We start from the raw sequence: 18,532 nt of genomic DNA, 5'->3' as shown, positions 1-18,532 counted from the left end.
GTCAGCTCCTCGGTGAGGCGCCGTGAGGGACGGCGTAGCTGAGCGGTCGTGGTGTCCGGTGAACAACAATGCCCTCCGGAAGGCCGCTGATCTGCGCCTCTGTTCCGGCTATGTCGACGGACAACCGGGCACCTGACAGCGGCAGGTTCCGCACCGATATGCTGAACCCCTCAGGGAAAACGGGGGCCAGCCACAACTCGCCTTCCGGCATGCTCGGGTCGAAGCGGCACAGGCTCCTCATCAGCTGAATCGGTGTGGCCGACGCCCACGCCTGCGGGGAACAGGACGTGGGGTACGGCACCGGTTCCGGATAGTCGGCGCGGTCGAAACCGCAGAACAGTTCGGGCAAACGTCCGTCGAAATGCTCGGCTGCATCCAGAATCCCGGACGCGACTGTGTTGGCCTCATCAATGAAGCCGTACCGCGCCAATCCGGTGACGATCATGGCGTTGTCGTGGGGCCAGACCGATCCATTGTGATAGCTCACCGGGTTGTACGCGCCCATCGTCGACGCGAGGGTACGGATGCCCCACCCGCTGAACATTTCGGGCGACAACAGCCTGTCGACGACCATGGGCGCCTTGTCCTCGTCGATGATGCCGCTCCAGAGACAATGCCCGATGTTGGAGGCGCAGGCATCCACCGGCTGCTTGTCCCGGTCGAGCGCAATGGCGAAGCAGCCTTGTTCGGGCATCCAGAAGCGATCATTGAACTGCTCCTTGAGCGTCGCCGCCCGCGACTCCCACTGCTGTGCCGCGTCCTCGTCGCCGGCGTCCCTGGCCAGGTAGGCGCGCGACAGATAGGCGCTGTACACGTAGCCCTGCACTTCGCAGAGGGCGATCGGAGGCACGGCGAGGGTTCCGTCGGCGAAGTTGATGCCGTCCCAGGAGTCTTTCCAGCCCTGGTTCAGCAGGCCCTGCTCGTTCAGCCGCTCATACTCGACAAATCCATCGCCGTCGCTGTCGCCGTAGTCGCGTATCCAGTCCAGGGCAGAGTCGGCGGCAGGAAGAAGTGCCGCCACATCCGTGTCGCGCTGCCCCCAGCGGCGCAGTTCGGCCAGCGCAACCACGAAGAGCGGCGTCGCGTCCACTGAGCCGTAGTAGACGCTCTCGCCGCCGAGCGACAGTCCGACCGTGACTCCGAGCCGTACTTCGTGGAGAATTCGGCCCGGTTGTTCCTCGGTGAGCTCATTCACGTCAGTGCCCTGATAGTCGGCAAGGGTCTGCAGGGTTCCCAGCGCCAGCGACGGGTCGACTGGGAGTGCCATATACGACGTCAACAGCGAGTCTCGGCCGAACAACGCCATGAACCACGGTGCTCCTGCCGCCACCACGTCTCGGTCGGGTCTGTCCGGGTCGGAAATGCGGAGGGCACCGAGGTCGAACTGGCTCCGTTCCAGCGTCCTCGTCAGGGCGGGGTCGCTCGCCATCGGAACCGGCACCGCCTCGCCCCAAGCGCGGAAGCGCTGGGCGGCAGCGCTCTGTCCCACCGGCAGGTGGCTGTGAAATCCCGATCCCATGGCCTGGCCGTCGATCTTGGGGGTCACGATTATCGTGGTGCTCCAGCTGCTGCGCGCCGGGACGATGAGGTCGTAGTGCAGCGTCTGACCGTCGATGATCGCGTCGGCGGCGAGGATCTCCAGGCCACGCTGGTGGCCGCGCCATTGCGACTCGATCTGCAGGCCCGTACTCGTGGCCACGGTGACGCTGTCCCAGTGGTGAACGACCTTGCCACCCTTGACCTCGAACAGGTCGGCGAAGTCCGCCTCCACCTGCAGGTCGATCCTGCAGTCGATGGCGGTGGCGGAGAAGTTGCGGATAACCAGGTCTTCCCGCATTCCGGCTCCGACCAGGCGCGAACGTTCCACTACCAACGGGGTGTCGGCCCGGTGGGAGTTGCGCACCACTCGGCCGATGAACTTCGCGCGATAGGGTTCCGGGATGACCGCAGTGAGAGATTCGATCGGGTTCCCGTTGACGGTCATCAACCACCCCGAGATGAACCTGGTGTCCTGGAAATAGGCGCCGTGGTGGCCACCGGGAAGTATGTCACCGGTCGTCGAACTCACCGAGAAGGATGAGCCCTCCACGATGGTCGTATTTCCTGTCGCTGCCGCTCGTGCAGCGTTGTCCTCGTTCCAGCCAGACACGCCTGCCGCTCCTCAACCGCTCCCACACCCGTTCACCTAGCTGACCAGTGTGCTCCGCAGTGGTTTCGGCGGCGAGTTGCTCCGGTGAAACTCACAGGGTGCGGCGTCAAGACCCGTTGTAGGCGTCTTCCAGCTCCGCAATATTGATCTTCTGCATCGCCAGCATGGCCTGCATGACCCGGCCAGACTTCTCCGCGTCGGGGTCAGTCAGGAGCTGCCCAAGGATGGGTGGGACGATCTGCCAGGACAACCCGTACTTGTCTTTCAACCAGCCGCACATACTCGGCGCGCCGCCGTCGGCCGTCAGCCTGTTCCACAACTCGTCGATCTCGTCCTGCGTTGGTGCATCCACAGAGAACGAGACGGCTTCCGTGAATGTGAAGGCCGGTCCGCCGTTGAGTGCCTGGAAGGAAACGCCCTCCAGCACGAAGTTCACGACCAGCGCGGTACCAGCCGGCATGGGAGCACCGTCGCCGTAGCGCGAGATGTCGGTGATTGCGGAGTTCTTGAAGATGGACACGTAGTAGTTGGCGGCTTCCTCGGCCTGATCGTCGAACCACAGGCATGGAGTGATTTTCTGCACAGTGCGCTCCTGACGTTATTCCGGATGTCCATATTCGCCGATGAGCGGAACGAACGCCACACCGAGCACAGCGTCTTCTTCATAGCCGTCCTCCGTCCGTTCGACGACCATCAACTGTTGATGGCCGAACCGGCGCTCCACCGGTATGACCAGGCGCCCACCCACCGTGAGCTGTTCGATGAGCGGTCTCGGAACATCCGGACCCGACGCGGTGGCGAGGATGGCGTCGAAGGGCGCCTCGGCGGGCAGCCCTCGTGTGCCGTCCCCGACAACGATGTCTACGTTGGTCGCGCCGGAATCTGCCAACCTCGTTCGCGCAGCGTCTGCCAGCTCGGGATGCCGCTCAATGGTGTAAACCTGCGCGGCAAGGGCCCCGAGCACGGCCGCCGCATACCCGGAACCGGTGCCAATCTCGAGCACGCGCGCATCCGGGCCAATCCGGGCCTGCTCGGCCATGAACGCCACGATGTACGGCTGCGAGATGGTCTGTCCGCTCCCGATCGGCAGGGGGCGGTCGTCGTACGCGTAGTCCGTCTGGTCAGGCGGCACGAAGAGGTGGCGGGGAACCGTGCGCATGGCTTCCAGCACCCGACGGTCGCGGATGCCACGGGCAGCCAATTGGGTCTCGACCATCACATTGCGGCTGGCCTCGAATTCGTCCATGCCGAAGTCTTTCTCCCGTGCCTGAGAGTCCTATGGACGGGCCACAGGAACCGCGGGGCCCAGCATTCACGGGTGCAACTGCAACACCCGTGGCCGGGTCCTCATGGTTGTGGACGACGACGCAGGCTCAGCTAGGCGGTTCCTCCATGGTGCAGTAAATGGCGTGACTGAGCCCCTTACCGGTTTGGTGGTAGTAGTCGTAATCGGAAGCCGGCCATCCAATGACATCGTTGGCGGAATCGCCGCTGCCCGCCTTCAATACCAGCATCGTGTAGGTCAGGCCATACTGAGAAGGCAGCGAGAATGACGTGACACCGTCTGCGAACTCCACTTTCGTGCAGTCAGTTGTGGATGTCTCCCAATATGTTTCGTGGTTCATACTCGCGGATTCTGGGCTTGCGGCGACAGGCGCGCTGATGCCGACGGTCGCGATACAGGCAATGGCACTTGCCGCTAGTAGTTTCTTCATTTCCGTGCCCTTCTGTGGGGTAAGACGAAAACCGAGAGGGCTGGGCCATCGGTTCAGAGCACTCGGTACCGTCCTAAGGGAAGCGTGGCAGTCGCCAAGTGAACACGGCCGTTTCCGGCCGGTTCATGAATCAGGTGAGGCGATGATAGCCCCACCCCCCGAACGGGGGCAATACTCAAAAGTTGACCGGCTACGAAAGCCGACTTCTAGCGCTCTCCGAACCCTGTACCTGTCGCTCAGGGCGCGCGTCCGAACGGCACCGCGACAGGCCCGGGCTCCGGGTCTATGAACGGACGGTCGATGACTTCGCGAACCAGCAGTTCGGCCAGCCAGTACGGTGCAAGTGAGCAGAGCTGGAGCAGCACCAGGGGCGCCAGCAGGGCGAAACCGTAGCTCAACCAGAGCAGGAGAACGTAACGGCGACCCCAGGCGATGGCTGCGATCGCCGGCAGCGCAACGCCGAGCAGCCAGAGCGGTGAGCCGAACGACAGCACGACGGAAGCGTAGATGACGGCGAGCCCGAGAACGGCCTGCAGAATCAATGCACAGGCGCGGGACCGGGCATAGAGCAAATAAGCCTCCACCGAGACCGTCGCCCACATCAGCCAGGAGCGGAGCAGCGGAACCTTCTGATGGCGCAACCCCACCCGGAACAGGCGATCATCTTCTTCCGCATGCGAGAACGCATCCGCCGACCCCAGCCGGCTGGTCACCCCACGGCGATGGTCATGCATGATGGCGGGAGCGCTCTGGCGGCCATACGACGCAATGAAGGCGCGAAACAGCCAGGGTACGGATGCCAGGTCCGTGCGATTGCCCTGCTCAGGGTGGGTGGCCGGGATGTGTGCGGGAACCCAATGGGTCTCGCTGGAGTCGTCCTCGCGGAACCCGATCGGTCGAACCAATTGGAAGTAGTGGCCGGTGGCAGGTGCCTGCGTCAGCGGAATCACCCTGAGCGGTTCGCCACCCTCGTCAATGAACGGCATCCGAACTCCTAACCCGTCGTGCCGACGATGATAGCCCGGTCGGGGCACATCATTCGAGAACTAATCTTGTACAACTAGTTTTCGCTGACTATTATGGTTCCATGGCGAATCCCAGTTCTTCAGCGCGCAAGAACGTCCTCGGCCTTGCGGTGCTGTCTTATCTCACGCAGCGCCCAATGCACGCCTACGAGCTGTATCGGCAGCTGAAGGACAATGACGCGGCAAAGACGTTCAAACTGAGCTACGGGGCTTTGTACGGCGTGGTGAAGCAGTTGCTCAATGCGGAGTTCATCGTGCCAGCCGGTACTGGTCGTACCGGCAACCTCCCGGAGCACACGATGTACGAACTGACGGATGCCGGTCGTGTCGAAACTCGAACCTGGTTGTGCGACCTCATCGAGAACCCTCCAGCCGAGTACCCATCGCTGGCTGCCGCGCTCTCCCTCGTGGCGATTCTGGAGGTGGATGACGCCGTCACCTCGCTGCGCCGCCGACAGGCAGGGAATAAGGCCGAAGCGGCGGCGCTTGCTGAGCAGGTCGCAGCTACCGTCGCTGGCGGCGTGCATCCGATCTTCCTGGTCGAGGACGAGTATCGCATTGCCCTGCTCAAGGCCGAGAGCGAGTTCATCGGCTCCCTGATCCAGAAGATCGCCAGCCCCGAGTGGGCGTCGTCCGGGGAAGGGCCGCTGATCGATCCGGACATTCAGGAAAGGAATGCAACATGACCCAGGTGCGAACCGCACTCATAATCGGAGGCGGGATCGCCGGCCCGGCCACTGCGATCGCCCTGCAGAAGGCCGGCATCCGGGCGACGGTCTTCGAGGCGCGGCAGGAAACCGCAGCGGAGCGCGGAATCATGCTCACGCTCGCGACCAACGGCATCGACGCTCTCCGCGCCATAGACGCAGACTCCCGCCCCGCGGCGGTCGGCTTCCCGACGCCCGCGATCACACTCCGCTCCCACACTGGAATGGCGCTCGGGGTCGCACCGACGGGCGGGAGCCTGACGGACGACACAATCAGCCGAACCGTGCAGCGGGAAGCCCTCGGCCGAGCGTTGAATGACGAAGCTGTGGGTCGGGGCATCGTGATTCGGCATGGCAAACGACTTATAGCCGCTCACGTCACCCGGGATGGTGTGCGAGCAGAATTCGCCGACGGCACACTGGAGGAGGCCGATATCCTTATCGGCGCTGACGGCATCCACTCGACAGTCAGACGAATCATCGACCCGGATGCGCCGAAACCGTCTTACAGCGGACTACTCACCACCGGCGGGTACGCGCGCGGCGTCAAAGTATCGGCCGCGCCGGGAAGCTACGAAATGATCTTCGGCAAGCGGGCTTTCTTCGGCTACGCCACGGCACCAGACGGCGAAGTCTGGTGGTTCGTCAATGTTCCGCAACGACGCGAGCCGACACGCGGTGAACTGGAGTCGATCAGCACGGACGATTGGCGGAGCCGATTCACTGGTCTCTTTCGCGATGATGCCGGCCCGGCACTCCAACTGATCGAGGCAACCGACGGGTTCGCCCCGATGACGGCTATTCACACGCTTCCGTCGCTGCCCCGGTGGCACTCCGACCGGATGATCGTGCTCGGCGATGCAGCCCACGCGCCATCCCCCACCTCCGGACAGGGTGCTTCGCTCTCGATCGAAGACGCCGTCGTGCTGGCCAAGACCCTTCGGGACGAGGACTCGCCCCAGAAGGCTTTCGCCACGTTCGAGCGGGTCCGGCGTCCGCGCGTCGAGAAGATAGTCAAGGCGGCAGCGCGAATCAACAACAACAAGGCTCCCGGACCCCTCGGCCGCAGGCTGCGCGACGCGATCCTGCCGGTGGTGTTGCGGGCTACCGCAGACACCAAGAGCTCCCGCGAGATCTATGACCACCACCTCGACTGGGGGCAGCGCACAACCGTTGAAAGTCCGCTGCCGTGAGTCAGTGCCGTTCATGGCGAACGAAAAAGCCCCGCGATCTCGAGATCACGGGGCTTTCGTTGGTGGATCCAAGGGGATTCGAACCCCTGACCCCCTGCATGCCATGCAGGTGCGCTACCGGGCTGCGCCATGGACCCATGTCTCCCCTTGTGGAGCAACCTGTTCAGATTACTACAGAATTCGCGGTGCCTCATCCAGCCGCTCGCCCGCCAGCAGCGACCGGCGCAGCGACCGCATCCCGCGGATGGCCGAGCGCACCTCCTGCAGATAATGCATGGCCTCGTAGTCCTGCGCGTACCGACCGAGGTGACCGGTGCGCCGACGGATGCCGACGGTTTCCACCGCGAGTCCGTACTCGATACCCAGCACCTCCACCGCACCCGCGCCCTGGTACGGGACATACACCGGCGCAGTCACCACCAGCACCGACTGCTCCGACGGCCGACGCCGGTGCTCTGCCCAGAACCGGTAGGTATCGACGGTATTCGCCCGGCGCACTTCCGGGCGCGACGACGGCGCGGCCACCGCGCTGACCCGAAGGCCGAATGCCTCCCACGAGAGGTCACGCCAGGACGCATTCAGGGTGGGTGCCATGAGCTCCTCCACACGCGGCTCCCCCAGCGGCCCGAACGCCCGGTGCAGACCGGCCACCATCGCATCGAACTCGTTGTCCCCGTCGACCTCCAGCCCGGCTGCGACGTCGTGCTCGTCGCCGGCGAACGGACGGAACCCGCCGAGGAACACCACATTGTCGACCCGCAACCCGTCGTCGAGCAGCATCCGCACATAGCGTGGCTTGGCGATCCCGGCACGAACCATGCCACCGGTCATCACCACGGTGTCGTAGTGTTCATGCCGCGGCGGCACCTGAGCCAGCCCCAGCTCCGCAGCGCACTCGAAGATCACGGCGTCACGCTCAGGCGTGAATTCCACCCGCTCCGCCAGGTTGCGCTCCCGCCCGCCGCGAAAATCCCAGTGGGTCGCCGAGAACGTGTCGAGAAAGTCGAGCAGGGCATCCGTCGTCATCCCGGCGGTGGAACCTCCGAACTCGGCCACCAGGCGCGCCATGGCGTCGCTGGTAGCCCATCGCTCGACGGCCAGGAGGTTGTTGCGGGCATCATCCGGGCCCCCCGTCCACCGGGGCAGGTCGAGCGGTGCCACAGCGACCGCTAGTCGGCTATTTCGTGAGCCGGCAGGTCGATCGGGATTGCGGGGCAATCCTTCCAGAGCCGCTCGAGCGAGTAGTACATCCGGTCTTCAGCGTGGAACACGTGAACCACCAGGTCACCGAAGTCGAGAAGAATCCACCGGCCTTCCGCCCGGCCTTCGCGGCGCAGGGGCTTGTTGCCCGATTCGATGAGCTTGTCCTCGATTTCACCAGCAATGGCGACGACGTTCCGCTCATTGTTGCCGGTCGCCAGCAGGAAGATGTCGGTCAGCGGCAGCGGTTCCGACACGTCCAGCGCCACAAGGTCCTCCGCCCGCTTCGAATCTGCCGCCAGGGCGGCGATCCTTAAAAGCTCATGGGCGTGCGCGGTAGCAGTCACTGGTTCCTTAGAAGACGGATGATGGAAGAAAGTGTAGGTCGCATGGCTTAGAAGTATCCGAAGATCATTCCCGCCGCAAAGAGCGCGGCAACGCCAACGGCAAGGATACCCGCGGTCACAGCCATCAACATCGGCAGGCGATTGTTCGCGGGCTTCTTGGCGGAGATCACGCCGTGGGTCGACGTGTGAGTGCTGACCGCGCGAATCGCACGAACCGGAGCCGAATCGGCCGGAGCGTAGTCGTGGTCCTCCTGCGCGAACAGGGCGTCAATGTCGGAGTGGTCGAACCTCGACGAGTTCGCCCCGGTCGACGCCAGGCTCATCGGCAGGTCGATCGAACCGGTGACCAGGATCTCCCCGGTGCTGCTGAACGGCCGTGTGATGTCGCCGGCCTGCGGGATCGAGGGGATGACGAGCGCACTGGTGGTGAACGATCCGCTGCTGCTGCCAACCGTCCTGATGAAACTGTCGCCTGCCTGGAACTCGGAGCCGACGTTGTCCTGAGCGGCGCGTACGTCCGGTGAGGTGAAGATCAGCGGCGCAGAATCGATTCCGCGGCTGGAAGCCAACGAGACTGGAGCAGCTGGCTGTGGTGCAACCGGTGCACGGTTGGCCGGCGCCGATCCGGAGGCGTCAGTGAAGACGATCGGTTCGGGCGAAACCTGGCCCGGTAGGCCCTCTGGCGCAGCCACACGCATCGGTATTGGCGGAGCCAGCCGGATAACCGGCGGCATCGCCGGCTGGGGCATTGCCGGCTGGGGCATTGCCTGCCGGGGTGCAGATGGAGCGGCAGGTGCAGGGGCCGGCGGCAGCGGCGCGGACTGCAACGGCACTGAAGGCGATTGCGCCGGGGGCACGGAAACCGGTGGGGCGACTGGTCGGGCTGCGGATGCCGGCGGGACGATGAGTGCTGGCGCAGGCGGTGCGGCGGCAGCCGGCGCCTGAGGAATCTCGGGAATCTCGGGAGCGTCATCCGCCTGGGGACGGATGCCCTGGCTGACTTCGAGTTCCCTGAGTTGGCGGCGGGTCATCGGACGCGGGGGTGCGGCGAACTCCGAGGGAACACTGTTGACGACCGCAGGTGGCGGGGTCGGCTGTATCGGCACGCCCTGGGTGTAGTAGTCGAGGCGCCCGTCATCATCCGAAGACGGAGGGCTCCAGCTGGGAACATCACGCGTCGGCCCCGAACGCGGCGTCGTCGGAACGCTGCCACGCGGCGTCGCGAAATCGCCGCGGGCCTCAGGGCGGAAATCGCGCACCCTGAATTCGGTGTGGCGAGCATCGGGATGTGCCGGTGAGTCGGCAGGGAACCGCTGCGCGGCCCTGACGTCGGCTGCCCTGACGTCGGCTGCCCTGTCGTCGGCTGCCCTGTCGTCGGCTGCCCTGTCGCCGGCTCCCGCATCCACCGCTCGACGACTACGTCGGCTGTAAGCGGATGCGAGTTCCTGCGCAGCATTTTCCGGTTTCCCGGTGAAGTCTGAACGTTCGGATCGACGGAACGCCTCGCCGGAGAGTGAGTTCTGGCCGGCTGTCTGATCCGATGCTGAGTTCTGGTCGGAATCCTTGGGAGCGCGCTCGAACTCTGCGGCGGGTTGTTCCCGCTCGTTCATCCGAGCCTGCCGCCTGGTTCGAGGCGGCAAGTCTTGCCACGCTGTCATATCAGACTCCGATAGAGGTGGTGTTTGGCGATGTATTGGACAACACCGTCGGGAACCAAATACCAAACCGGGAACCCCCGGCCGACCCGGCTGCGACAATCTGTTGACGAGATAGCCAAAGCAGGCACTTCCAACAAGCTTACGTCCCCGGCGGGCAATCCGGAAATGGTCAGCGGATGCCCCGGACGGGTGACCGCGACGAAATGTGCCAGCTCCCACAGCTCCGAAACGTCCCGCCAATCAAGGATTTGCGCGATAGCGTCGGCCCCGGTGATGAAGAACAGCTCGGCGCCGGGGCGCTCCCTGTGAATATCCCGAAGAGTGTCGATCGTGTAGGTTTCGCGGTCGCGATCCAGATCCACTCGGCTCACCGTGAACGACGGGTTGGATGCTGTCGCGATCACCGTCATCAGGTACCGGTGCTCACCTTCGGAGGCGTCGGGCTTGCCTGCCGGAATTCCGGTGGGCACGAAGATGACCTCATCCAGGTCGAAATTCCGGGCCACCTCGCTGGCGGCCACCAGGTGGCCGTTGTGGATCGGGTCGAACGTGCCGCCCATAACGCCGATTCGTTGGCGCCCCGGCACTCGTTCGCTGGCGCTCATGCCTGCCTAGTGAGCTCCGTGCGTTGGATCCTCGTCGGTGACCGGGCCACGGTGGTGATGCCGGTTCGACACATCCCGGAAGCTCCAGACGACGAGGCCCAGGAGCAGGAAGACGGCACCGGCGATCACGGCGAACCAGATCGGGTCCATGACCATCGGGGCGAGCTCATGCCCCTCGGCAGCAGCAAAGGCAAGCAACGACATATGTTCTCCGTTTCACGCTGCTCGGGAGCACCGAGCGCAGGTTCACTAATCTACCGTGGAAGGGTCATCCTGGCTGGTATCGCTCGCGCGTGTATCCGAAGAGCGGTCGACCGCGAAGCCTTCATCGTCGTGCCAGATTCCAGCCTCCCGCTCACGAATCAGCTCTGCGCGGGCAGCAGCCTTGGCATCCATGCGTTCGAAGTAAGCTTCGCGGCGCGCGTTCCGCGTCGGTCGCTCATTCGGCGCCAGGCGCGCATCCGTACCGCGAGGACTGGTCATGAGCTCGGCTGTCGATGTCAGCGTCGGCTCCCAGTCGAACACGTTGGTTCCGATCACGACAGTCGAGCCCGCAACGGCCCCGGCCTTGAAGAGCTTGTCTTCGACGCCCAGCTTGGCGAGCCGATCGGCCAGGTAGCCGATAGCCTCTTCGTTGGTGAAGTCACACTGGGCGACCCAGCGCTCCGGCTTCGCGCCGACGACCCGGTAGACGCTGCCGAACGACCCGCCCTCGACCACGATCTGGAAGCCGGCATCATCGACAGCGCGCGGACGCAACACAATACGTTCCGGTGGCGGGGTGGCAGCCAATTGAACCCGGTGCTCCTCCACCAGCGCGGCCAGGGCGTAGGTCAACTCGCGAAGGCCATCGCGGCTGACTGCTGAAATGTCGAATACCCGATACCCGCGGGCCTCAAGTTCCGGACGAACCAGCTGGGCGAGTTCGCGCGCATCCGGCAGGTCCAGCTTGTTCAGGGCGATCAGCTGCGGACGCTCCAACAGCGGCAATTGCCCATCGGGAACAGGGTAGGCAGCCAGTTCGCCCAGGATGACGTCAAGGTCGCTCAGCGGGTCGCGCCCTGGGTCGAGCGTGCCGCAGTCGAGTACGTGCACCAGCGCGGTACACCGCTCAACGTGGCGCAGGAACTCCAGCCCAAGGCCCTTGCCTTCACTGGCACCCTCGATGAGGCCGGGGACGTCTGCCACCGTGAACCGGGTATCCCCCGCCTGCACGACACCGAGGTTCGGGTGAAGTGTGGTGAACGGGTAGTCGGCGATCTTCGGCTTTGCCGCCGAGATGGCTGCCACCAGACTGGACTTTCCGGCGGATGGGAAGCCGACCAATGCGACATCCGCCACCACTTTCAGTTCAAGCTGGATGTCGCCCTCCCAGCCGGGAGTGCCGAGCAGGGCGAAGCCGGGTGCCTTGCGCTTGGTGTTGGCCAGTGCCGCGTTGCCGAGGCCGCCCTGCCCGCCGGGCGCGACAACAGCGCGCATCCCGGGCTCGTTCAGGTCGATCAGGTCGTTGCCGTCCGAGTCCTTCACCAGCGTGCCGACCGGCACCGTCAGTTCGAGGTCGGCCCCGCTGACTCCGCTCTTGTGGTCGCCCATGCCGGGCTGTCCGTGATCGGAGTTGCGGTGCGGACCGCGGTGAAAGCCGAGCAGAGTGGTCACCTGCGGGTCGCTGACCAGCACGATGTCGCCGCCGTTGCCGCCGTTGCCGCCGTCCGGGCCTGCGAGGGGCTTGAACTTCTCCCGCTTGACCGAGACGCAGCCGTTGCCACCGTGGCCGGAGCGCAGGTGCAGGGTCACATGGTCCACGAAGGTTGCCATTGCCGTGATCCTTTCCTGAAGAGCCGCGAGTTGCGGCTGAAATACGTAAGGGCGAGCCGAAGCTCGCCCGAACGTTGAAGTGCTTGTGTGAAGCGGTTGAAGCCCTAGGAAGCTGCAGCCACGATGTTGACGACCTTGCGGCCGCCCTTGGCACCGAACTGGACAGCACCGGCCTCGAGGGCGAACAGCGTGTCGTCGCCGCCACGGCCGACGTTCACCCCGGGGTGGAAGTGGGTGCCACGCTGGCGGACGATGATCTCCCCCGCGCTGACAACCTGGCCGCCGAAGCGCTTCACGCCGAGGCGCTGCGCGTTGGAGTCGCGACCGTTACGTGTGGACGATGCGCCCTTTTTGTGTGCCATTTTTCAGCCCCTAATGCTTTCGAAGTCTTTGGTTGTTACTTGATGCTGGTGATCTTGACGCGGGTGAGCTCTGAGCGGTGGCCCATGCGACGCTTGTACCCGGTCTTGTTCTTGTAGTTCTGGATGACGATCTTCGGTCCGCGAAGGTCGGAGAGAACTTCAGCGGTGACCTTGATCTTCGCGAGGGCCTTGGCCTCATGCGTGATCTTGTCGCCGTCAACGTGCAGCACGGGTGCCAGCTCGATGTTGCCGTTCTCGTCTGCTGCGATGCGGTCGAGTACGACGATGGTGCCGACCTCCACCTTTTCTTGCCGGCCGCCGGCGCGCACAACTGCGTAAACCACTTGGAACCCTAACTATTGAATAACCGAATCACGCGAAAATTTGCGGTGCTGAAAGCGGGCTTAGCCCAGCCACACCAAGGGTCAATACTACTCGATGTTTTGCGACTCGGTCAAACGCTGGTCGTGTCGGCGGAAACCGCGTGTGGCGACGGATGCCTGGCAGGCCAGATCCAGAGGAGAACGCACCCCAGGACCACCATCGCCAGATGGAGTGTGAACGCACCGATGCCAGCCTGAACGCCGAACATCAGGCTGTGTCCAAGCCTCTCGTGCGGGAGGGCCGGGAAGGCATGGCCGAACCAGGGACCCACCCCCTGGAGTGCCCAGACGGCATCCCAGGCAACGCGCACGACCAGCGCCAGGACTGCGCCGATTCCGGACGCAACCAACGCTCGCACCACGACGCGAGACAGGCTGAGCCCCGCCGAGATCGGCGCCACCAGCCACAGACTGGCGAAGACTCCCAGCGCGAACGGCAGGTGGTAACTGAAGATGCCGGTGATCGCGCCGCCCCAGATCGACTCCCAATACATCGGTGGAATAGAGTTCAGGCCGATCCCGATCAGCGTGGAGGATGCTGCACCCACCAATTGCTGAACGGCAGCGAACACCAGGACGCCTCCGGCAACGATCAGGGCCGCTAGCCCGCCTCTTCCATGCCACAAGCCTGTGAGTTTCTGCGTTTCCACCTTGTCTAGACTCCCATCATGACGGTGTTGATCGACCAGCCGATGTGGCCTGCCCACGACAGGCTGTGGTCACATCTGGTCAGCGATACTTCACTCGAAGAATTGCACGCATTCGCCGAGAAAGCGAGACTGCCTCGCCGTTCATTCGATCTCGACCACTATGACGTGCCTCAGGAACGCTACGACGCCCTGGTGAACGCCGGCGCCGAGCCGGTCAGCAACCGCGACCTGGTGCGGAGGCTGCAGGCAAGCGGTTTGCGGGTGACCCAACGCGAGCGTCGGGCTGAGGGGTCGAACGGCTGAGGGGCCGCTCATCGAGCAGCCCCTCACCGCTACTTCTTGGCCGCGTTCTCCTCGGCGGTGACGATACCTGCGCTGGATGCCCGGCGCGAGACGCGCCCACGGCCCTGACCGGGCTGCTTGGGTTCCGGCAGTGCCTCGAGCACCGAGCCGAGGATGTCTTCGGCGTCCTTGGTGCTGATGCGACGTTCGACACGCGGCGACTTCTTCACTGGGATGTCGAGGATCTCGACAACAGCCTCAGCTGCGGCGACCTTCTCCTCCGCAGATGCCGAGGCAGCGCCTGAATCCTCTCCGCCGGCTGAGCCGGCAGGTTCGGAAGCCTGCTTGCCTCGTCCACGCCCGCCGGAGACGACACCGGTCCTGATCGGTTCCGCCGCCTTACGGACGTCTGCCGCGACATCCGTCGCCCTATCCTCCTGAGCTGACTGGGCCGTTGCGTTCACGGTGGGAATCGAGCCCGTCTCGGTGGGAACGATGGTGCTGGCGGCGATCTTCGCGAGGGCGTTCTTCACGTCCTCGGTGATCGCGTGCGTGCCTGCGTTCGGCTTGCTCGTCTCCGAACCGTTGGAGCCGTTGCCACGTGAGCTGTTGTCGCCCCCATTGCCGCCGCGGTTGCCGCGACCGCGACGCGGCTCCGGCTGTGCCGACTGGCGGTGCCTGGTCACTGGATCGTGGTGGATGATGATGCCCCGACCCGCACAGGTCTCGCACGGCTCGCTGAACGACTCGATGAGCCCCAGCCCCAGCTTCTTGCGAGTCATCTGCACCAGGCCGAGCGAGGTGACCTCGGCCACCTGGTGCTTGGTACGGTCGCGTCCCAGGCATTCGACCAGGCGTCGCAACACCAGGTCGCGGTTGGACTCCAGCACCATGTCGATGAAGTCGACAACGATGATGCCGCCGATATCGCGCAGCCTCAGCTGGCGGACGATCTCTTCCGCGGCTTCCAGGTTGTTCTTGGTGACCGTCTCTTCCAGGTTGCCGCCCGAGCCGACGAACTTGCCGGTGTTGACATCAACGACGGTCATCGCCTCGGTGCGGTCGATGACCAGCGAACCACCCGAAGGCAGCCAGACCTTGCGGTCAAGGGCCTTCTCGATCTGCTCGCTGACCCGGTACTTGTCGAACGAATCAGCAGAGTCCTCGTAGGTCTCGACACGGTCGATCAGGTCGGGAGCCACCTGGGCGAGATAGGTGTTGATGGTCTTCGCAGCATCCTCGCCGTCGATGACCAGCTTGTGGAAGTCCTCGTTGAAGACGTCGCGGATGATCTTGATCAACAGGTCCGGCTCGCTGTGAAGCAGGGCGGGTGCCGGCGAGTTCTCCAGCGTCTTGCTGAGCGCCGCCCACTGCGAAGTGAGGCGATTGACGTCGAGGGTCAACTGCTCCTCGGTTGCACCTTCAGCAGCGGTGCGCACGATGACACCGACGTTCTCAGGGAGGACCTCCTTGAGGATCTTCTTGAGACGGGCACGCTCGGTGTCCGGGAGCTTGCGGCTGATGCCGTTCATGGAGCCGTTCGGCACGTAGACCAGGTAGCGACCGGGCAGGGACACCTGGCTGGTCAGCCGGGCACCCTTGTGCCCGATCGGGTCCTTGGTCACCTGTACCAGGACCTTGTCGCCCGGCTTCAGTGCGAGCTCGATACGACGGGCCTGCTGGCCTTTACCCTCACCGGAGGCGTTCTCCGCTGCGGCTTCCCAGTCGACCTCACCGGAGTACAGGACGGCATTGCGACCGCGTCCGATGTCGACGAATGCCGCCTCCATGCTGGGGAGCACGTTCTGCACGCGACCGAGGTAGACGTTGCCGATGAGCGACGCTTCCTGCGACTGGGCGACGTAATGCTCGACGAGCACGCCGTCCTCCAGCACACCGATCTGGATACGGTTCTGCTTCTGGCGCACCACCATGACGCGGTCGACGCTTTCGCGACGGGCCAGGAACTCTGCCTCGGTAATGACCGGCCTACGACGACCGGCGTCCCTGCCGTCACGCCGACGCTGCTTCTTCGCCTCAAGGCGAGTGGATCCGCGGACCTTCTGGGGCTCATTGCTGGGCTCAGGGTGCTGGCGCGGCTGACGCACCTTGACCACGGTGTTGGCCGGCGCTGCCTCGTCGTTGTGGTTCTCTTCACCGGAACGCCGACGCGAACGACGGCGCACCGTCGGGGACTCGTCGTCGGGCTCGTGGTCGTCACCGCGACCAGAGTGGGACGGCACCATGGTGGGCAGGTCGGGCGCCTGGAACAGGAGCGACGTCGTCGGACGGGCAACCGGAGCGGATGCGCTCTCAGGCTCCTGAGCCGGCTTCTTGCGGCTGCGGGCGGGAGCCTTGGCCGGGCTGTCACTCGCCGCTGCTTCAGGCGCTGCGGCCCGTTTCGTGGCGGGCTTTTCAGCGGGCTCCGCTGGCTCCTGAACCTTCCTGGCCGGCTCTGGCACGATCGCCGGTGTCTCGGCCGCCTTGTTCTTGCGACCACCGAAGAGCCGGGTGCGCTTGCGCGGCTTGTCGCTGGAGTCGTCGCTGTTCGGGTTGTCGTTGCTCGGATTGTCGTTAGTTGTCTCCACCATTACTGGTGCACTCCTCGCCCGGAGCGGGTAACCGCGCTACCCCACCGGGTACTCTCGTGCGGAGGCTGCCTGAGCAAGCCCCCCGCTAATTCTTCACGTTGTGAGAGCGGCACAATCCTTTACCCACCGGCCTGTTCGGCCTGGTGAAGGTTGCAGCCCTGCTCTCAGTCGTCTGTGGACAAAAATCTTCGAAACTTGCTATTCGACACGATCTCAATTCAGGCACGGTGTGCCGATTCGTCGTGGCCCGGTTTGGTGCCCGGAAAGCCTTCTTTGGCGTCACTGCGGGCGCGGCCCACGTGACTACCTCAAATTATCGCATGCATTCGCCGGAGAACCGCATTTGACGCGTGCAATAATCCGAGCATGTCCCAGGGAACAAGCCAGCGTGCGAACCTGGCGCGGTTTGTCGGTGTGACCGTCACGCTGGTCGTACTGGGAGCGCTGGGTGCGCTGGTCGGCTTTTTGCAGACGGTTCGGGACTACGCGACACTGCCCACAACTGACGAGTTTTCGCCCGCCCTGGGTGTTCCCATCGGCGTGTTCACCCTCTCCTTCGGCGTGGTGACCCTCGTGCTGGCGACGGCCATCCTGGCACGCGGACGCTCACCTCGGACCCAGGCGGTCCGGCGGGACACTTCGCTCGGTTTGTGGCTGCTCGTTTTCGGTGCGATCGGGTGGTACGCCGCGTTCGCGCTGGCTGCGGACAAGGTGCAACTTCTCCTGGAGCCGAGCGCGGATCTGAGCTGCAACGTCAGCTTGCTGGTGCAGTGCGGCACGAACCTCGATTCCTGGCAGGGTTCCGTGTTCGGGTTCCCGAACCCGTTGCTCGGTATCGCCAGCTGGGCTGCCGTCTTCACCGTCGGATGCCTCCTGCTCGCCGGCATCCGCCTGGCTCGGTGGTTCTGGATCGCCTTCACCGCCGGCGTTGTCTGCACAATGGTTTTCGTGGTGTGGTTCATCGGCCAGAGCGTTTTCGTGTTGGGCACGCTCTGCCCATGGTGCATGGCCACCTGGGCGGTCACGATTCCGCTGTTCTGGGCGGTCACCTTGCGCGGCGCCAGGGACGGGCATTTCGGAACCGCGGCCAAGCGCGTCATCGGGCGCGCCTACGGCTGGGTTCCGTTGATCACCGTCGCAAGCTACCTGGCCGTCGCGGTCATCGCGCAGTTGCGACTGGACGTGCTGTCGTACCTGTGACGCCGACCGGCCAGGCGATCAGCGGAAGCCCTCCTGCTGGGTCTGCTCGTCGGCCACCCGAACTCCGTAGTGGAAAACCAGCTTGCCGCCGAGCCAGCCCGACATGCCCAGCACGGCAAGGCCGATGATGCTGAGCACCACACCCAGCACGTTCACCTCATCGTGCTCTGCTCCAGCGCGCACGAAATAGTTGATGATGAACAGCCCGACCACGCCGAGGTTGAGCGACATGTGCGTGACCGCCGTCGCCTTGGCCTTGGTGCCGGCCGCGATCATCAGGAAGTCCAGGAACCCGAAGATCGCCGCGAGAAGCGCACCGATGATGCCGATGGCGATCAGCGCCTGTGCCCCGGTGACGAAGACGGTCGGATCGTCGCTGACGCCGCCCAGGATGTCGAAAATGATGCTGGCCACCCACGTTCCGATCGGAATGGTGACGAGAATCGGGTGGAACGGATGCCCGTACGGGCCGGCCAGCGGGGTGCGCGGGTGTTTGGCCGCCTGAAGCGGTGTGTGCTTGTCCACAATGCCTCCGAGTTCATCGGTCGGCCCGACGGATGCGACGGGGCCGCTCTCATGGGCAACATAGTCCGCTCGCCGGGTTCCGGCCACGGTGGGCGGCCCTCTGGCACGACGCCGTCGGCGCTGAA

The 18,532-nt window shown here is 64.5% G+C and carries 20 protein-coding genes and 1 tRNA gene; 4 read left to right on the top strand and 17 right to left on the bottom strand.

Annotated elements, in window-relative coordinates:
- Position 1 precedes the first annotated feature (1 nt).
- The 5 genes from ACX3PH_RS07435 to ACX3PH_RS07415 all read right to left on the bottom strand — a co-directional run bounded on the left by ACX3PH_RS07435 (position 2) and on the right by ACX3PH_RS07415 (position 4,850).
- Positions 2-2,149, bottom strand: a complete 2,148-nt coding sequence (locus ACX3PH_RS07435) for an amylo-alpha-1,6-glucosidase (protein WP_459090971.1) — start codon at positions 2,147-2,149, stop codon at positions 2-4.
- A 106-nt stretch (positions 2,150-2,255) separates the two neighbouring features.
- Positions 2,256-2,732: a VOC family protein gene (locus ACX3PH_RS07430; RefSeq protein WP_459090969.1), complete on the bottom strand. Its 477-nt coding sequence runs from the start codon at positions 2,730-2,732 to the stop codon at positions 2,256-2,258.
- A gap of 15 nt (positions 2,733-2,747) precedes the next feature.
- Positions 2,748-3,395 (bottom strand): protein-L-isoaspartate(D-aspartate) O-methyltransferase, encoded by a 648-nt coding sequence (locus ACX3PH_RS07425; RefSeq protein WP_459090967.1) that lies wholly within the window; start codon positions 3,393-3,395, stop codon positions 2,748-2,750.
- A gap of 127 nt (positions 3,396-3,522) precedes the next feature.
- On the bottom strand, positions 3,523-3,864 hold the full coding sequence (locus ACX3PH_RS07420) for a hypothetical protein (protein ID WP_459090965.1): 342 nt from the start codon (positions 3,862-3,864) through the stop codon (positions 3,523-3,525).
- Between the two features lie 236 nt (positions 3,865-4,100).
- Positions 4,101-4,850, bottom strand: a complete 750-nt coding sequence (locus ACX3PH_RS07415) for a DUF1353 domain-containing protein (protein WP_459090963.1) — start codon at positions 4,848-4,850, stop codon at positions 4,101-4,103.
- Between the two features lie 101 nt (positions 4,851-4,951).
- Here ACX3PH_RS07415 and ACX3PH_RS07410 point away from each other — a divergent pair, with 101 nt between their 5' ends.
- Positions 4,952-5,575, top strand: a complete 624-nt coding sequence (locus ACX3PH_RS07410; RefSeq protein ID WP_459090961.1) for a PadR family transcriptional regulator — start codon at positions 4,952-4,954, stop codon at positions 5,573-5,575.
- Complete coding sequence (locus ACX3PH_RS07405) at positions 5,572-6,789, top strand: FAD-dependent oxidoreductase (protein WP_459090959.1); 1,218 nt, start codon at positions 5,572-5,574, stop codon at positions 6,787-6,789. The genes ACX3PH_RS07410 and ACX3PH_RS07405 overlap by 4 nt, the downstream gene beginning before the upstream one ends.
- Positions 6,790-6,849: 60 nt before the next feature.
- Here the strand turns inward: ACX3PH_RS07405 and ACX3PH_RS07400 are convergent.
- The 10 genes from ACX3PH_RS07400 to ACX3PH_RS07355 form a co-directional block, all read right to left on the bottom strand.
- Positions 6,850-6,926: transfer RNA gene (locus tag ACX3PH_RS07400), tRNA-Ala, on the bottom strand.
- A 34-nt stretch (positions 6,927-6,960) separates the two neighbouring features.
- Positions 6,961-7,950 (bottom strand): hypothetical protein, encoded by a 990-nt coding sequence (locus tag ACX3PH_RS07395; RefSeq protein ID WP_459090957.1) that lies wholly within the window; start codon positions 7,948-7,950, stop codon positions 6,961-6,963.
- An 8-nt stretch (positions 7,951-7,958) separates the two neighbouring features.
- A complete protein-coding gene (rsfS, locus tag ACX3PH_RS07390) occupies positions 7,959-8,336 on the bottom strand; it encodes a ribosome silencing factor (RefSeq protein ID WP_459090956.1) in 378 nt (125 codons plus the stop codon).
- A 47-nt stretch (positions 8,337-8,383) separates the two neighbouring features.
- Entirely contained in the window at positions 8,384-9,994 is a 1,611-nt protein-coding gene (locus ACX3PH_RS07385) for a hypothetical protein (RefSeq protein WP_459090954.1), read from the bottom strand.
- A complete protein-coding gene (gene nadD / locus ACX3PH_RS07380; protein WP_459090952.1) occupies positions 9,991-10,599 on the bottom strand; it encodes a nicotinate-nucleotide adenylyltransferase in 609 nt (202 codons plus the stop codon). Before nadD ends, ACX3PH_RS07385 begins: the two co-directional genes overlap by 4 nt.
- A gap of 6 nt (positions 10,600-10,605) precedes the next feature.
- Complete coding sequence (locus ACX3PH_RS07375; RefSeq protein ID WP_459090950.1) at positions 10,606-10,803, bottom strand: hypothetical protein; 198 nt, start codon at positions 10,801-10,803, stop codon at positions 10,606-10,608.
- Between the two features lie 45 nt (positions 10,804-10,848).
- Positions 10,849-12,414, bottom strand: coding sequence for a GTPase ObgE (obgE, locus tag ACX3PH_RS07370; protein ID WP_459090948.1), 1,566 nt, complete (start codon positions 12,412-12,414; stop codon positions 10,849-10,851).
- 104 nt (positions 12,415-12,518) lie between these two features.
- Positions 12,519-12,776, bottom strand: coding sequence for a 50S ribosomal protein L27 (gene rpmA / locus ACX3PH_RS07365; protein WP_459090946.1), 258 nt, complete (start codon positions 12,774-12,776; stop codon positions 12,519-12,521).
- Between the two features lie 35 nt (positions 12,777-12,811).
- Positions 12,812-13,120, bottom strand: a complete 309-nt coding sequence (gene rplU / locus ACX3PH_RS07360) for a 50S ribosomal protein L21 (RefSeq protein WP_459090944.1) — start codon at positions 13,118-13,120, stop codon at positions 12,812-12,814.
- A 110-nt stretch (positions 13,121-13,230) separates the two neighbouring features.
- Positions 13,231-13,785, bottom strand: coding sequence for a hypothetical protein (locus ACX3PH_RS07355; protein WP_459090942.1), 555 nt, complete (start codon positions 13,783-13,785; stop codon positions 13,231-13,233).
- Positions 13,786-13,827: 42 nt separating this feature from the next.
- Between ACX3PH_RS07355 and ACX3PH_RS07350 the strand changes: the two genes are divergently transcribed.
- A complete protein-coding gene (locus ACX3PH_RS07350) occupies positions 13,828-14,112 on the top strand; it encodes a DUF4031 domain-containing protein (RefSeq protein ID WP_459090940.1) in 285 nt (94 codons plus the stop codon).
- Positions 14,113-14,141: 29 nt separating this feature from the next.
- On the opposite strand, the gene ACX3PH_RS07345 is transcribed toward ACX3PH_RS07350, so the two are convergent.
- Complete coding sequence (locus tag ACX3PH_RS07345; protein ID WP_459090938.1) at positions 14,142-16,682, bottom strand: Rne/Rng family ribonuclease; 2,541 nt, start codon at positions 16,680-16,682, stop codon at positions 14,142-14,144.
- Between the two features lie 366 nt (positions 16,683-17,048).
- On the opposite strand from ACX3PH_RS07345, the gene ACX3PH_RS07340 reads away from it, so the two are divergent.
- Positions 17,049-17,882: a vitamin K epoxide reductase family protein gene (locus ACX3PH_RS07340; RefSeq protein ID WP_459090936.1), complete on the top strand. Its 834-nt coding sequence runs from the start codon at positions 17,049-17,051 to the stop codon at positions 17,880-17,882.
- Between the two features lie 18 nt (positions 17,883-17,900).
- On the opposite strand, the gene ACX3PH_RS07335 is transcribed toward ACX3PH_RS07340, so the two are convergent.
- Positions 17,901-18,494, bottom strand: a complete 594-nt coding sequence (locus ACX3PH_RS07335; RefSeq protein ID WP_459090934.1) for a DUF2231 domain-containing protein — start codon at positions 18,492-18,494, stop codon at positions 17,901-17,903.
- Positions 18,495-18,532: the final 38 nt, after the last annotated feature.

This window comes from Homoserinimonas sp. A520 (assembly GCF_054489245.1).
This window is presented reverse-complemented; position numbering and strand designations above follow the sequence as displayed.

Coding starts and splice junctions, on each gene's coding strand:
- ACX3PH_RS07425 (WP_459090967.1), bottom strand. CDS start 3,395: ATGGACGAATTCGAGGCCAGCCGCAATGTGATGGTCGAGACCCAATTG.
- ACX3PH_RS07420 (WP_459090965.1), bottom strand. CDS start 3,864: ATGAAGAAACTACTAGCGGCAAGTGCCATTGCCTGTATCGCGACCGTC.
- ACX3PH_RS07415 (WP_459090963.1), bottom strand. CDS start 4,850: ATGCCGTTCATTGACGAGGGTGGCGAACCGCTCAGGGTGATTCCGCTG.
- ACX3PH_RS07410 (WP_459090961.1), top strand. CDS start 4,952: ATGGCGAATCCCAGTTCTTCAGCGCGCAAGAACGTCCTCGGCCTTGCG.
- ACX3PH_RS07405 (WP_459090959.1), top strand. CDS start 5,572: ATGACCCAGGTGCGAACCGCACTCATAATCGGAGGCGGGATCGCCGGC.
- ACX3PH_RS07385 (WP_459090954.1), bottom strand. CDS start 9,994: ATGACAGCGTGGCAAGACTTGCCGCCTCGAACCAGGCGGCAGGCTCGG.
- nadD (WP_459090952.1), bottom strand. CDS start 10,599: ATGAGCGCCAGCGAACGAGTGCCGGGGCGCCAACGAATCGGCGTTATG.
- ACX3PH_RS07375 (WP_459090950.1), bottom strand. CDS start 10,803: ATGTCGTTGCTTGCCTTTGCTGCTGCCGAGGGGCATGAGCTCGCCCCG.
- obgE (WP_459090948.1), bottom strand. CDS start 12,414: ATGGCAACCTTCGTGGACCATGTGACCCTGCACCTGCGCTCCGGCCAC.
- rpmA (WP_459090946.1), bottom strand. CDS start 12,776: ATGGCACACAAAAAGGGCGCATCGTCCACACGTAACGGTCGCGACTCC.
- ACX3PH_RS07350 (WP_459090940.1), top strand. CDS start 13,828: ATGACGGTGTTGATCGACCAGCCGATGTGGCCTGCCCACGACAGGCTG.
- ACX3PH_RS07345 (WP_459090938.1), bottom strand. CDS start 16,682: ATGGTGGAGACAACTAACGACAATCCGAGCAACGACAACCCGAACAGC.
- ACX3PH_RS07340 (WP_459090936.1), top strand. CDS start 17,049: ATGTCCCAGGGAACAAGCCAGCGTGCGAACCTGGCGCGGTTTGTCGGT.